Annotated in this window: 12 protein-coding genes and 3 pseudogenes; 8 read left to right on the top strand and 7 right to left on the bottom strand. The window is 70.8% G+C overall.

Annotated features, from left to right (window positions below; translation table 11 throughout):
- Positions 1-102: 102 nt before the first annotated feature.
- On the bottom strand, positions 103-309 hold the full coding sequence (locus OSB71_RS16740) for a hypothetical protein (RefSeq protein ID WP_265948915.1): 207 nt from the start codon (positions 307-309) through the stop codon (positions 103-105).
- Between the two features lie 548 nt (positions 310-857).
- Here OSB71_RS16740 and OSB71_RS16735 point away from each other — a divergent pair.
- Positions 858-1,502, top strand: a pseudogene (locus OSB71_RS16735) (LacI family DNA-binding transcriptional regulator); the annotation flags it as partial.
- 127 nt (positions 1,503-1,629) lie between these two features.
- On the opposite strand, the pseudogene OSB71_RS16730 reads toward OSB71_RS16735, so the two are convergent.
- The 4 genes and pseudogenes from OSB71_RS16730 to OSB71_RS16715 all read right to left on the bottom strand — a co-directional run.
- Positions 1,630-1,707: pseudogene (locus OSB71_RS16730) on the bottom strand (NUDIX hydrolase); the annotation flags it as partial.
- A pseudogene (locus OSB71_RS16725) lies at positions 1,694-1,929 on the bottom strand (XRE family transcriptional regulator); the annotation flags it as partial. The pseudogenes OSB71_RS16730 and OSB71_RS16725, both read right to left, overlap by 14 nt.
- 31 nt (positions 1,930-1,960) lie before the next feature.
- Positions 1,961-2,671 (bottom strand): creatininase family protein, encoded by a 711-nt coding sequence (locus OSB71_RS16720; RefSeq protein WP_265948914.1) that lies wholly within the window; start codon positions 2,669-2,671, stop codon positions 1,961-1,963.
- 17 nt (positions 2,672-2,688) lie between these two features.
- Positions 2,689-3,744: an NsdA family TPR-like regulatory protein gene (locus OSB71_RS16715; RefSeq protein WP_265948913.1), complete on the bottom strand. Its 1,056-nt coding sequence runs from the start codon at positions 3,742-3,744 to the stop codon at positions 2,689-2,691.
- 547 nt (positions 3,745-4,291) lie between these two features.
- Here OSB71_RS16715 and OSB71_RS16710 point away from each other — a divergent pair.
- Complete coding sequence (locus OSB71_RS16710; protein WP_265948912.1) at positions 4,292-4,573, top strand: hypothetical protein; 282 nt, start codon at positions 4,292-4,294, stop codon at positions 4,571-4,573.
- Between the two features lie 586 nt (positions 4,574-5,159).
- Entirely contained in the window at positions 5,160-5,819 is a 660-nt protein-coding gene (locus OSB71_RS16705; protein ID WP_265948911.1) for an HAD family hydrolase, read from the top strand.
- On the opposite strand, the gene OSB71_RS16700 is transcribed toward OSB71_RS16705, so the two are convergent.
- Entirely contained in the window at positions 5,800-7,074 is a 1,275-nt protein-coding gene (locus OSB71_RS16700) for an NsdA family TPR-like regulatory protein (RefSeq protein WP_265948910.1), read from the bottom strand. The genes OSB71_RS16705 and OSB71_RS16700 overlap by 20 nt on opposite strands.
- A 368-nt stretch (positions 7,075-7,442) precedes the next feature.
- Here OSB71_RS16700 and OSB71_RS16695 point away from each other — a divergent pair, with 368 nt between their 5' ends.
- From OSB71_RS16695 to OSB71_RS16680, 4 genes are read left to right on the top strand one after another with little or no spacing between them, the layout of a single operon-like run.
- Positions 7,443-7,802 (top strand): hypothetical protein, encoded by a 360-nt coding sequence (locus OSB71_RS16695; protein WP_265948909.1) that lies wholly within the window; start codon positions 7,443-7,445, stop codon positions 7,800-7,802.
- Positions 7,803-7,807: 5 nt separating this feature from the next.
- Positions 7,808-9,109: a radical SAM protein gene (locus OSB71_RS16690; RefSeq protein ID WP_265948907.1), complete on the top strand. Its 1,302-nt coding sequence runs from the start codon at positions 7,808-7,810 to the stop codon at positions 9,107-9,109.
- Positions 9,106-10,011: a radical SAM protein gene (locus tag OSB71_RS16685; protein WP_265948906.1), complete on the top strand. Its 906-nt coding sequence runs from the start codon at positions 9,106-9,108 to the stop codon at positions 10,009-10,011. Before OSB71_RS16690 ends, OSB71_RS16685 begins: the two co-directional genes overlap by 4 nt.
- Positions 10,012-10,048: 37 nt before the next feature.
- Positions 10,049-10,819 carry a cupin domain-containing protein gene (locus OSB71_RS16680; RefSeq protein ID WP_265948904.1) on the top strand — a complete coding sequence of 257 codons (771 nt, stop codon included), beginning with the start codon at positions 10,049-10,051 and terminating at the stop codon, positions 10,817-10,819.
- A 60-nt stretch (positions 10,820-10,879) separates the two neighbouring features.
- Here the strand turns inward: OSB71_RS16680 and aspS are convergent, their stop codons facing one another.
- Complete coding sequence (gene aspS / locus OSB71_RS16675) at positions 10,880-12,190, bottom strand: aspartate--tRNA(Asn) ligase (RefSeq protein WP_265948903.1); 1,311 nt, start codon at positions 12,188-12,190, stop codon at positions 10,880-10,882.
- 555 nt (positions 12,191-12,745) lie between these two features.
- On the opposite strand from aspS, the gene OSB71_RS24665 reads away from it, so the two are divergent.
- Positions 12,746-13,018: a GNAT family N-acetyltransferase gene (locus OSB71_RS24665; protein WP_416237277.1), complete on the top strand. Its 273-nt coding sequence runs from the start codon at positions 12,746-12,748 to the stop codon at positions 13,016-13,018.
- Positions 13,019-13,052 lie beyond the last annotated feature (34 nt).

The raw sequence follows: 13,052 nt of genomic DNA, 5'->3' as shown, positions 1-13,052 counted from the left end.
GTCGGGGTGTTGCCACAAATACTCCCGGGCTGTGCGGGGGCAACGCCGTGTGACAACGGTGACCCACTACGACATCGAGGGAGACGAGTGGGCTTTCGCCGGTCACTCGACCTTGGGTGACAGCAGCCACGTCTCGTAGTCACTCAGGAACTCGCCCATCGCGCCGAGGGACATCGGCGACGACTCGTACTGAGCTGAGAGGTTGACCTCGCACAGCTTGTAAGCGGGTTCGGTCCCCCGCGCTGCGGCATATGCAGCCGCCAGTGCCCGGACCGCGCGCGCCCGATCACCGGCTTCCACCGCCTCCACGAGATCCGGCCACAGCGTGTCGCCCTTCCACAGCTACCTCGACCCCGACAAGCACCTGACGGCCGACGCGGCGGTCCTCGGCGAGACCACCGGCGAGGACCCGCCCGCACACGATCCGGACGACCGCCAGTCCGTCACCATGCGGCCCGGCGACCAGCCACGCGGCGCCCTCGTTCCTCCACTCGGCGGCGCTCTGCCGGGGAGACGGGGCCGCCGACAGAGGCCAGTGCCCACCCGCCTGCGCCCTCTCGCCGGGAGTCGTCAGCGACGTGATCGGCCCCTCCGCGCCCTGTTCCATGCACGCCCCCAAGCGGCATTACGCGAATCGGTGTGACCTACAGCCCGCCACACCACGCCGCCCACACCGGCCAGGAGCGTCACCGCCCCACCTCGCACCTGGGCAGTGTCCAGCCACTCGATACCCGTGCCCATCTCCTCACCTCCCGTACGCGACCACGTCGAAGCCGCGGCGGTCGCCCAGGCGCACGAGGCTGGACCGCCCGGCCATAGCGTCGGCCGGCTGACCCGGGGCCCGGCCCCTGTGCCCCTTCGGCGGCCGGGGCCTAGCAGCCGGGGCCTACCCTCCGGGGGTGGCCGCGCTCGCCGGGGTGTCCACCGGCACGGTGTCCAACGTGCGCAACGGCCGGAGGCCGTGAGGGAAGGGACGCGCACGCGGGTGGAGAAGGCCATCGCGGAGGTCGGCTTCGTCCGGCAGACCGGCCCGGCTCGGGAAGCCGCGCACTGGCGCCGGTCCGGGCACGCCACGTGGATCTTCACCCCGGCGGCCACCGGCTGGTACCCGAAGAAGGCACCGGCCGAGGCTCACCCCGTGCCGGTGACCGGCGGGCCCTTCCCCGGCGTCCCCGTGCGTGGCCGTGGCGCCTCCGGACGGGCCGAGGCGTGCTGGGTGCCCATCAAGGACCGGCTGACCCGGCACGGGCTGCGCCACGGGCACGCACGCTCATGGAGGAGCTGGGCACCCCCAGGGTGCCCATGGGCGAACGGATGGGGCACGAGGACGGATCAGTCGGCGCCCGGTACGCCCACACATGACGGACTCCATGCGCACGCTGCTCATGGAACAGCTCACCGAGGTCTGGCACGCGTCCCTGGACGACCGTCTGGCCCTCGTCCCCCGCTCACCGGTGCCGGTGCTCGACCGGCTGTTGCAGGAGCGTGCCACCGAGCGGTGACACCCCGTTTCAAGATCACACCCAGTTGACACCCAGGCACCCAGACACAACGCGATCAGGGCCAGTCTCCCCGAAGGGAAACCGGCCCTGACCTGCTGATACGAAGTCGGGGTGGCGGCATTTAAACGACGAGCAGGTTGCTGGCGGGGATGAGGGTGTTCGCCTTGGCGGCGTCGGGGTCGTGGTAGTACTCAGTCCTGCCCATGGGCGGCCATCCCCTCTGGTCGGGCGTCCAGGGCCGGGCACCGGCCCAGACGGCGTCGAAGCTCTGAGCGTAGTTGTCGAACCACCCGGAGGCGTCGACTCTTCGGAGGTGGAGCAGGGGGTTGGCGCTGGCCGGCTGGCCCCAGATGTGCAGGTTGACCAGCAGGTGGTCGTCGTAGCGGAACATCGACGTGTAAAGCGTGGTGTCGCGCAGCCGCACCTCGCGCCTGTGAGGTGGTGGGCTCACCGCTCGGTCAGTGTTCGCCCAGGGCGGCGAGGTGGTCGGCGAAGCTCTTTGTGAGGCTGCCGAGGAGGGCTTCGCCCTTCTCGGCCGTGGCGTGAGAGGGATAGCCGATGACGCCCGATGCGGTGTACTCGGTCATGCCCAGGGTGAGCAGGAAGCGGCGTTCGCCGCCGTCGTGGTCGGCCTTCTCGTAGCCAGGACGCACCAGCTCGGGGGCGGCGTGCAGCAGGATGGAGGTCTCGTACTCCCCCGCGTGCATGTCGCCGTGCTTGTCCGAGACGAGACCTGCGTCGCTGCGGGCGCGGTCCACGTCGCCGCTCAGGGGGAAGAGGCTCATGCGCGGCCCGTCGACGTTCGCCTCCTGGACGATGTTCGACAGGACGTAGTTGCCTCCGTGGCCGTTGACGATGACCAGCTTCCGGATGCCGGATCGGCCCAGGGAGGCTCTGATGTCGTCGATCACCGCGTAGAGGGTCCTGGCGCTGATGCTGACCGTGCCCGGCCAGGAGCCGTGCTCGTGGCTGCACCCCATCGTGATGGGCGGCAGCAGGTGGACCGGGTAGGCGTCCGCGATGCACCGTCCGTAGATGGCCGCGATGGCGGTGTCGGTGATCAGGGGGAGGTGGGGCCCGTGCTGCTCGAAGGAGCCGACCGGGAGCACGGCGACCCGGGGCCGCCGCTCCTGGACGTCGGTGCTCGTGGCTGTCGGCAGCAGGTTCACGGGGCTCCTCCGGCTCGCTAGAGGTCGGCGCCGTTCATCCTGTCCAGCGCCCCGTTCAGTTCTGAAATCTCCACCAGCTTCCGCCATGGTGCAAGGCGCTGCCGCAGGCGGGACAGCTCGGCTCGGATGCGTGCCGATCCCGTCCGCTCCGCTATGTCCAGGGCTTGCCGTGCCGCCTCGTAGGCGCCTTCCACGTCCTCCAGGACGGCGTTCGCTGTGGCGAGGCGGGCGAGGCACAGTCCTCGGTCCCGCTCCTGCACGGCGGCCCAGTGGCTCAGGCTCCTGTGGAAGGTCGGCACGGCCTCGTCCGGCCGGCCGAGGTGTAGGGCGCAGTCGGCTCCTTCCATCTCGATGTACGCCGGCGAGCAGTATCCGGCCAGGGGGTCGGAATCGTCTCCCGCGGCGGTTGCCGTCATGGCGTGTTCGATGGCGCGAGCGGTCTCGCTCCGCTCTCCGAGGCGTGCCTTGCTGGTGGCGAGCTGCCGTAGGACGACCGCATGCACGCGGGGGGAGAGACTGGTGGCATGTCGTAGTGCGGCGGTGGCGAGACCTGCACCGTGCCCGGCGTGGCCGGCCTCGGTGGCGATGTTGCCGCGCCGCTGGAGGATGTACGCGATGAGCATCGGATCGCCCAGTTCCTGTGCGTAGTCCATCGCCGTCCTGGTCCAGCGCACGGCCTCGTCCGTGCGGCCGGTGTCCTGGTACAGCCATCCGAGGAACTCGGCGTACCGGGCGCCGACCCGCAGCACGTCCGCGCGCAGCAGATCGTGGGACTCCTGGCACATCTGCTCGATCAGGGGCATCTGGCTCCGCACCGGCGCGACCAGGAACCGAGGGCCCACCAGCGGTTCGGCTTGGGCGTGCTGCCGAAGGACGGACGCCAGGTAGCCGAGCATCTCCGTGCTGACCGGGGCGGGCAGCTTGCTCCGCGGCGAAGGCGCGGACGATGGGCCCCGTGGCCCTGTCTCCTCCACGTGGGAGGGGAAGCCGAGCTCGGCGTCGGTCGCCTGGTACGCCTCGCGGAACAGCAGCCGATGATCACGCCTGACCGGTCGCCGTCCGTTCTCGTACATCGAGACCAGAGTCTTCAGACTGGCACGTGTCGGCGACTCCACCCCGAGCCGCTCCGCCGCGGCCGTGAGCGCGTCGATCAGGTCCGCCTGAGTCCACCCACGTGCGTGTCTGGCTTCCTGCAGCTTCGTCCTGGCCTTCATCGCACCCTCGCAGCCCGTGGTTGCCCGGTCACCGCATGATGATGGCAAGACCGCTTCGCGTGTGGGGAGTTAACGGTCAACGAGGGCGTCCGTTAACCCTGTCCACTGCGAAACGGCCCCCGTCAGGGCTTACTTGCCGTCGTGCGAGGCGGCCAGGGACTCGGATCTTGTGCAGCCTCACCGCGCAGCCCAAGGAACTCGGGGCCGGGAGGCGATGTGACGCCATCCCTCAGCCGAGCGCCTCGGGTCGGTGGCGGCATCCGGAGAACCCGCGATGCGCCACTTCAGAGCACCGTCCGGGGCGATGCCGTATGACTCCCCTCGCCGCCGGGCGGTCCAGGTGGCCCGTCCCTCTCCCACGCGCGGGGCGGGCCACCACCTACGGCCGAGGATCGCTGGAGGTCCGATGACGAACAGCGGCACGCACCACTGGGTGCCCACCACGCCGACCACCGGCCGACACGGCACGGAAGCCGGTGCGTCCGATCCCGCACCGCTGCCCGACTGGCTGACCACCGGGGCCCTCGTCCTGGACACCCGCACCGGGCGGAGGGGCGAGGTGCAGGACTGGCCCTACCCCGCCTCGGCGGCGCCCACCCGGGCGTGGCTGCGCCCTGTCGGCGGTGGCCGGGAGTGGACGCCGCGCATCGCCGACCTCCGTCCCGTCGAGGCCGGGGAGCGGCCGTGAAGCCGCTCGCGCTGTGGGAGCGGTTCGAGTGGGCGGCCGGGACGTGCTTCCGCTGCGACAGCACCGGCACGGAGGTCGCGCCGATCGGCACGATCAGCGCGCGCGGCATCGACGTCGAGGTCCGAGCGTGCCGGGCGTGCGTGTTCCACCTGGAGCAGCTGCACTGGAGCCTGGTGATGAGACAGCAGGACGGGGGCCGGCATTCCGCCGCCGGAGTGCCCGGGCCCGGTCCCGTGCGGTCTCCCGGGACCGGGCCCGGACCGGCCGTCGGCATGCCGCGTGCGGGGCCTCGCCACCCCCACGACCGCGGTCCGGCGCCTCCCCCTCCCCAACGGGTGCTGCGGTGGCCGGGCACCGGTTACCGGCCCGTGGGCCGACATCGGCGGGCGTAGCGGCCAAGGCCCTTCCGTGTCTCGGCGGTTGCTCCAGCCTTGGCTCCGCGGAGCGCTGGCGGCTGTGCGATGCCCCACACCGATGGCGGCTGCGTACACAAGCACCATGCCTGCCGAAAGGATCCCGCCCGGCCCGGGGTCACAGTCCGAAAGGGCTGCTTCGCCGCCGCGCCGGACCGTCTACCCTGCGGTGCATGATTCGTGCGGTGGTGTTCGATGTCGGCGAGTGCCTTGTTGACGAGACCCGGGAGTACGGGACGTGGGCTGACTGGCTGGGGGTGCCGCGGCACACCTTCGCGGCGATGTTCGGGGCGGTCATCGCGCAGGGGAGGGACTACCGGGAGACGTTCCAGGAGTTCCGGCCCGGTTTCGATTTGACCGAGGAGCGGGAGAAGCGCGCGGCTGCCGGGCAGCCGGAGTGGTTCGGTGAAGGCGATCTGTACCCGGACGTCCGCCCCGCGCTGGCGGCTCTGCGCGAGGCCGGGCTGTGGGTGGGCATCGCGGGGAACCAGACCGTCAGGGCCGGCGGCCTGCTGCGGGGGCTGGACCTTCTGGCCGACATGATCGCCACCAGTGACGACTGGGGCGCCTCCAAGCCGGACGTGAAGTTCTTCGAGCACGTCATCGAGGCCACGCCCGCCGCACCGGGCGAGATCCTCTACGTCGGTGACCGGCTCGACAACGACATCCGCCCGGCCGTACAGGCGGGCCTGCTGACGGCCCTGATCCGGCGTGGCCCCTGGGGCACGATCCAGCAGCGCGATCCGGACGCGGACGCGATCACGACGATGCGCATCGACTCGCTCGCGGAGCTGCCGGAGAAGATCGCCAAGTTCAACGCTGAAGCGCGCTGACCGTCGTACCCCAGTCGTAGAGGCGGTCGTCGAGGTCCCGCACGCACTGCTCGTCCTGCCAGGGGGCGAGCGTGCGGCGGACCTCGCGGACGCGGTCCATGCCGGTCGCGTACCAGGTGGCCGCCAACTGGTCGAGGGCCTGGACGGCGTATCCGCACGCCTCCCGCGGCCTTCCGTCGGCGGACTCGACCGCGGCGAGGTCGCCGAGGACGACGGTGCGTTGCTTGTCCGACTCGGGCGGCAAAGCGTCGAGCACCTCGTGGAGTGTCTTGCGCGCCTGCGGTATGTGGCCGGCTTTCAGCTGCGTGTTCCCTTTGAAAGCGGACAGGCGGACAGGACTGAACCAGTCCAGCCACTCGGGAGAGGCGTGCTCGCTTCCCGCGGCAAGGATGTCCTCGGCACGACGGATCAACCGCAGCGCCGCGTGGGGGTCTCCGCAACGGGTCTCGCACTCCGCCTCGACAGCGTCCAGCCATGCCCAGACCTCGGCGGACGCCTCTCCGCGGCGGGCGTAGGTACGGGCGGCCCGTATACGCTCCGCCGCTGCCTCCCGGTCGTCCGCCCAGCCCGGGATGAAGGCCATGTGCGCGAGGATGGCGGCTCCGAGCAGGGGATCGTTCGCTTCGCCTGCCGCCTGCAGGGCCAGGAGGAGGGTCTCCGAGGCCCGCTCCGGCTGCCGCAGGTCGAAGAAATCGATCCGGCCGGCCAGCAGGTAGGACTCCGCCAGGGAGGCGGCGAGGGCCCGGCGGGTCGGGTTCGCCGTTTCCGGGAGAAGGGCGCAGCCGAGACGGGCGTGCTCCAGGACCGCGGGGTGCAGTACGGCAGGCGCCACGGACCAGTAGAAGTGCCGGTGTGAGCGTGTGACGGCCGCGAAGTCCCCGCCGATGGTCGCCGGTTGTGTCGCGGCTTCGTTCCGAGCGGGCACGGCGGCCAGACGTGTTCCGGACAGAGGCGCGCGGGGGGTGTTGTCGACCGCTGTGCCGGGCCGGGACCGCGAGCTTCCCCAGGGGGGGACGAATCCGAGGTCCTCCATGCCCTGCCCCATGAGGTGGGTCAGGACTCGGTGCACGTCGGGCTGCGGCCAGGGCGGTGTGGCCGACTCCCATCGCCGGACCTGCCGGACGCCGACAGCCAGACCTCTGATCCCGAGCTTCCGCGCCGCCTCGGTGATGGCGTCAGCCAGGGCCTGCTGGGAGTTGTATCCGGCAGCCAGGCGAGCGGCCTTGAGCCTGGTGTTGCCTGCGGGACGGGACATGGATCTCCTCCGGGGCGAGCTCCTGCCAGAGAGTGACGGGTAGTGCCGCTGCGGCGGCGGGAAATCGTCCATCGAGCACCGACTAAGTCCTCTGCGAGCCCTGCTGATGGCCTGTCAGAGTCCTCGAAACAGGACTTCGGGAGACAGCATGATGTCACCTCGTCGCTGCGAAGTCAGGTCCCGTCACGCGGCACCGCGCACCGCGGCGCTGCGGGACCGGCGAGGAAAGCCGGCGTCATCGACCCCGGATGCCGCAGGACCGCCAGGTGCCGCCCCGCCCACACTCCCCGGGCGGGGTGGCGCCCGGCGGGCTCCGGTGGGCGCAAGGGGATGTTCCAGCACCATCCGGCGCAGAGAGAGGAACAGCCGTGCCTCAGGCCAGACGAGAGAAGAAGGACCACCTCATCTACGCGGACGTCGTGGACTCCAAGTCCAAGGCGGGCGTGTGGATGGGTGAGCGTGCCTCCTTCCAGGAGAAGCAGAACCGCATCATCGAGGCGCTCAAGGAGCGGACCGACTGGGTCGAGCTGAAGAACGCGATCATGGTCATCGGCACCGAACCGGCCGGCATCACGGTCATCGCGCCGAACCCGACGCTGCCCGGTGTGATCGTCCTCGCCGACGGCGGCTCCCCGGCCACCTCCGCGAAGCTCCAGGCCGCCGCCGAGGAGAGGGTCCGCGAGGTCGTGGGCGAGCTCGCGATCGCCGAAGAGGAAACGGCGGCCTGACCACCATGGCCGTCCCTCGGATGCTGTGGGGGAAGTACTTCCGGTACGAGCGGGCCGGGGAAGCGGTTCTCCTCGACCCGGTCGGGCTGGACAGTGTGTTCATCGACTCCGGCGAGGTCCACGACCTCGCCGGGGTCCCCCCGACCGCGACCCACCAAGCCCTTGCCGGGCTCGGCTTCACACCCGGCGGTCCCGCGGCCGACCGGCGCGAGGCACTCCACGACCGTCTCCGACACCTCGGCCTGGACGCCGTCCCCCGCCGCATCAGCGGCCTGCGCGTGGTCCTCACCGACCGCTGCAACATGGCCTGCACCTACTGCTTCGTGGACACCAACACCGGCGAGCCGGACATGACGGAGGACGAGCTCTCGCACGGGCTGGAGTTCCTGTTCGAGCAGAACGCCGGGCAGGAGGAGGTGTCCGTCCAGTGGTTCGGCGGCGAGCCGACCATCCGCTTCGACCTGATGCGGTACGGCGACCGGCTCGCCGACACCCTCGCCGACCGCTACGGCGTGGCCAGGGTGCGGCGCACGGTCGTCACCAACGGCGCCCGTCTGACCGACGAGGTCCTCGACCACCTCGTCGCGTACGAGTACGGGGTCGGCATCTCCGTCGACGGCCCCCCGGGCGTCAACTCCGCGAACCGCCTCCTGCTCGGCGGGCGGCCCGCGGACGACCGGATCCGTCGCAACGTCGCCCGGCTCGTCGAGGCTGAGGGGCTTCACGTGGGCTGCAACCTCACTCCGACGGCCGCGAACATTGGACGCCTCGCCGATACCGTCCGGTGGATCGTCGACGACCTCGGGCTGAAGTTCGTCTACGTCAACACGCCCATTCCGACGGCGGGCCGCTGGCAGGTCAAAGGCGCCGATCTGGCCAAGGAACTGTACGAGGCGCGCCTGGCCGCGCTGGGACGGGGCGGGATGCTGTTCTCCGTCCTGGACCGCGCCTTCCAGGCCCTCGACACCCGCCGGCCGATGCTGTTCGACCACATGCAGGGCGACCGCAGTCTGAACGCCGCCCTCCTGCCCGGCAACCGGGTCAGCCTGTGCGACATCAACTTCACCGAGCCGTCGTTCCTGCACACGCTCGACGAGCTGCGGGCCGACCCCGGCCTCCTGGCCGGCGTGGCGAAGGAAGTCGCACCGGTACCCGAGTGCGGTGACTGCCCGGCGCTCGCCGTCTGCGGCGGCCCGTCCCGCAACGAGCAGACCCTCGTCGGGGGCGACGCCCCGGACCCCGAGATGTGCGCCTTCTACACGAGCACCGTGGAGATCGCCGTGTGGGACGACACGGGGGTGCAATGAGCACCCAGGTCCGTACGGCACTGATCTCCACGGCCGGGCACTGCAAGGTGGCCTGCGGGTTCTGCTTCCGCGCCGACCGAGCCCACGGCTTCCTGGACACCGCGACCTACACCCGCACCCTGTCGCGGCTGAGGGAGGCGGGCGTGGAAGGGGTGTGCCTGAGCGGTGGGGAGCCGACCCACCACCCGCGGCTTCGGCAGCTGGTACGGCTGGCCCACCAGTTCGGCATGGCGGTGTCGGTGGTGACCTCGGCCCGCACCGCGGCCGAGGTCACCGCCCTCTCCCGGGTGGCGCGTCTGCTGGCCAACGTGACCGTCTCCGCCGACTCGCGGGGCGCGATGGCGCTGGGACGCACCACACGTACCGCGGCCTCGGGGATCGACACGCTGCGCGCCCTCGGCACCGGGACGAAGATCCTGCACGTCACCTGCTGGGATCTGGACGACGAGGAGTGCCGGGAGCTGGCCGGCCTCGTTTCCGGGGCCGGGGTGGAGGTCCAGTTCAGTCCCGTCGTCCTCGACGAGCGCACTCTGCGCCGTGAGGGCGGATCGGTCCAGGACTACCTGGCACGGCAGCAGCTCGACGCCGAGCTGCTGGGCCGCCACTTCGACCTGTCCGACCGCTACCGGGCCTACCTCGGTGAACTGCGTGAACTGCAACTCCCCGCAGGCGGGGACGAACGGTGGCAGTGCCGCTCGGCGACCGCGTACGTCTCCGCCGACGGCCGCATCCGGCGCTGCCCCTACGGCCAGGCGTCGGTCAGCGCCCACGCTCCCCGGGCCGCGATCGGACAGTTCCTGACCGCTCCGGCGCAGGACCGGGTGACCCCGGACTGCGCCGCCATCTGCCGCCGCCCCGCCGCCGCGCCCGACGACCGCAGCGCGTCGTGCACGGCGGCGTGAGGGCGACCCGACGCATCCCGACTCCATGGACCGCTCTATGGCGATCACGACACCCGACGACTTTCCCCGCCGCTGGCGGCAACCGCCGAACCTCCCGCTGGAGGTGCCCTTCGACCACACCTTCCTGCCCGCCGTCGACATCCTCGACCACATCCGCAGGGACGAGGAGGTCCGGTTCACGGTCCTCGGGGACGACGACTGGCAGGTGCGCATGGACCGCACCGCCGCCTTCCGCACCGCGCCGATCGAGGAGATCGCCACCTGGACGTTCCGGCTGGTGCACTTCAACCTCAGCCGCTTCTACGACGACCTCCTGGACGGCTTCCAGGAGGAGGTGATGATCCCCTGGCGCACGCACCTGTCCGCCCGGGGGTTCACCTGGCAGCGTCTGGCGCCCATCCTCTTCCTGTCCACCGAGGGCGCGTCTTCGACCTACCACAACGACAACTCGCACGGCCTGGTCTGGCAGGTGCACGGCGCCAAGACCTTCCACAGCTACCTCGACCCCGACAAGCACCTGACGGCCGACGCGGCGGTCCTCGGCGAGACCACCGGCGAGGACCCGCCCACGCACGATCCGGACGACCGCCAGTCCGTCACCATGCGGCCCGGCGACCAGCTGTGGAGCCACGCGCTGACACCCCACTGGGTCACCACCGAGTCGGCGCTCGCCATGAGCGTCACCCTCTCCCACGGCGGCCTGTGCCACCGGGGCCGCTTCTCCGACCGGGAGCTGGCACTGCGGGCCTACTGGGACAAGAACCCGGGTGAGGCGTGGACGCACGACCTGCGCAACGTCCGCTACTGAGACCGCGTCCCCCGGCACGGGCGAGTGTGCCCCGTGCCGGGGGACGCGGTGCGCGACCGGTTACGGCGTGAGCCGGTTCGGTCCGCGGAAGAGGAAGGTGACCTCGCGGATCGAGTCCAGGCCGAGCATGACCATCAGCACTCGACCGAGGCCCATGCCGAGCCCGCCGTGCGGCGGGCACCCGTACCGGAACGCGTTCAGGTAGTCCCGCAACGGCTCGGGGCTCATGCCCTTCTCCGCGGCCTGCGCCAGCAGCACGTCGTACCGGTGCTCACGCTGCGCTCCGGTGGTGACCTCCAGCCCGCTCCACAGCAGGTCGAAGCTCAAGGTCACACTCGGGTCGTCGGCGGGCCGCATGTGGTAGAAGGGCCGGATGCCCGCCGGGTAGTGCGTGATGAACACGAACTCGTGCCCGGTGGCCTCCTTGATGTGAGCCGAGATGCTCCGCTCGCCCTCCGGGTCCAGGTCCTCCTTGACTTCCCCCGGGTCCCAGCCGCCCTTGCGCAGGATCTCGTGGGCCTCGGCCATGGTGATGCGGGGGAAGGGCGTCGTGGGGACGGTGACCTCGACGCCGAGGTGCTCGGCGATCGCCTCACCGTGCGCGTCGGCGACCCTGGCGATCGCGTGCGCGAGCATCCGCTCCTCGAACGCCATCACGTCCTCGACGCCGTCGATCCAGGCCAGCTCCACGTCGACGCCGGTGAACTCGGTCGCGTGCCGGGAGGTGAACGACGGCTCCGCGCGAAAGACCGGTCCGATCTCGAAGACCTTGTCGATCCCGGCCGCGATGGCCATCTGCTTGTAGAACTGCGGAGACTGCGCCAGGTAGGCGCTGCGGCCGAAGTAGCCGAGCTTGAAGACCTCCGCGCCGGACTCCGAGGCGGTGCCCATGAGCTTGGGGGTGTGCATCTCGGTGGCGCCCTGCTCGTAGGCGTACTCGCGCATCCCCTGTTCCAGGGTGGTCTGCACGGCGAACAGCAACTGGGTGGCGGGCCGGCGGCGCACGTCCAGGAAGCGCCAGTCCAGGCGTTGCTCCAGGCCGGTGTGCTCGTCGATCGGAAGCGGTGCGGCGGCCGGGTTCAGGACCTCGAACTCTTCCGGGACGATCTCCAGGCCGCCGAGCTTGACCTGGGCGGCGTCGACGACACGGCCGGTGACACGGACGGCGGACTCGGGGGTGAGGGCTTCGAGCCGGGCCTCCAGCGGCCCGCCGTCGCGCTTGTGGGTCACCTGCACCATGCCGGTGTTGTCCCGCACGATGACGAACTGCATCTTGCGCTGCAGGCGGAGCGTGTTCACCCACCCGCAGACGGAAACGGTACGGCCGACGTGTTCTCGCAGGTCGGAGACGTGTACGCGGCTGTGGATCATTGCGGTCCTCCGAAGGACGTCGTCATGATCCCTTGGGAGTGCGGGCGAGAAGGGCAACTCGCGGTGCCACCGCACTTTCGCCGCCACCTGGTGGCGGCCTCGTTCGGGCCCGGTGACGGGGGCCGGCCGGCGGGGCATTGGACCTCCGGGCGAGGTCGTTCCTCCCCGCGCTCGGGAGGGTCTTCACCGCGGGGCGCGAGGCCGCCTTCCCAGCTCCCGGCGGCTCTCTCTGCTCGCGTGGTCCTGCGGCTACTCGTCTCCTTCAACGCGTTGTCCAGCAGGATACGGACCCCAAGAACATCGCCGCAATCAAGAACGTACGTGTCAACGGGAGGAGCCGTAGTGAGCGTGCTCGTGCGACGGGCGGTGGCCGCCGACGCCAGGGAACTGGCGCGGATGCGCCAACTTTCGCTGACCTGCCCGGAGGAGCCCTCGAACCAGGCCGAGAGACCTGCCGGACGGTCCCTGGGGCGAGGAATGCGGGACGGCGTTCGCCGCAATACTCGGTGGCCGGGACACGGTCGCCGCTCTCAATGGTGAGCGCCGCTCCAGGCCGTGTGGCGGCCTGTGCGCTGGGGTTCCTTCTTCTTCGGGCTTCCGGGCCCCGCCAGCAGCAAGCCGTGCAACGGCGACATCAGCACTGTCGCCACCGATCCGGCGTTCCGCGGACGCGGCTACGCGCGGGCGGTGGCGACAGCGCTCATGAACTCGATGACGGTACGCGGCTGCAAGCGCATCAGCCTAACCGCCACCTCGGAGGGAGAGCCGTTGTACGCGTCTCTCGGGTGCACGACCGATGAGCCACGGATGTCCCGGCCGGCCGAGTGAGGGGGCGACGCAGCCACGACCAGAGCACCTCACC

Source organism: Streptomyces marinisediminis (assembly GCF_026262575.1).
GTDB lineage: Bacteria > Actinomycetota > Actinomycetes > Streptomycetales > Streptomycetaceae > Streptomyces > Streptomyces marinisediminis.
The sequence above is the reverse complement of the archived record's forward strand: the minus strand, read 5'-3'. Positions and strand labels throughout refer to the sequence as shown.

Coding starts and splice junctions, on each gene's coding strand:
- OSB71_RS16715 (WP_265948913.1), bottom strand. CDS start 3,744: ATGTACGAGAACGGACGGCGACCGGTCAGGCGTGATCATCGGCTGCTG.
- OSB71_RS16710 (WP_265948912.1), top strand. CDS start 4,292: ATGACGAACAGCGGCACGCACCACTGGGTGCCCACCACGCCGACCACC.
- OSB71_RS16705 (WP_265948911.1), top strand. CDS start 5,160: ATGATTCGTGCGGTGGTGTTCGATGTCGGCGAGTGCCTTGTTGACGAG.
- OSB71_RS16700 (WP_265948910.1), bottom strand. CDS start 7,074: ATGTCCCGTCCCGCAGGCAACACCAGGCTCAAGGCCGCTCGCCTGGCT.
- OSB71_RS16690 (WP_265948907.1), top strand. CDS start 7,808: ATGGCCGTCCCTCGGATGCTGTGGGGGAAGTACTTCCGGTACGAGCGG.
- OSB71_RS16685 (WP_265948906.1), top strand. CDS start 9,106: ATGAGCACCCAGGTCCGTACGGCACTGATCTCCACGGCCGGGCACTGC.
- OSB71_RS16680 (WP_265948904.1), top strand. CDS start 10,049: ATGGCGATCACGACACCCGACGACTTTCCCCGCCGCTGGCGGCAACCG.
- aspS (WP_265948903.1), bottom strand. CDS start 12,190: ATGATCCACAGCCGCGTACACGTCTCCGACCTGCGAGAACACGTCGGC.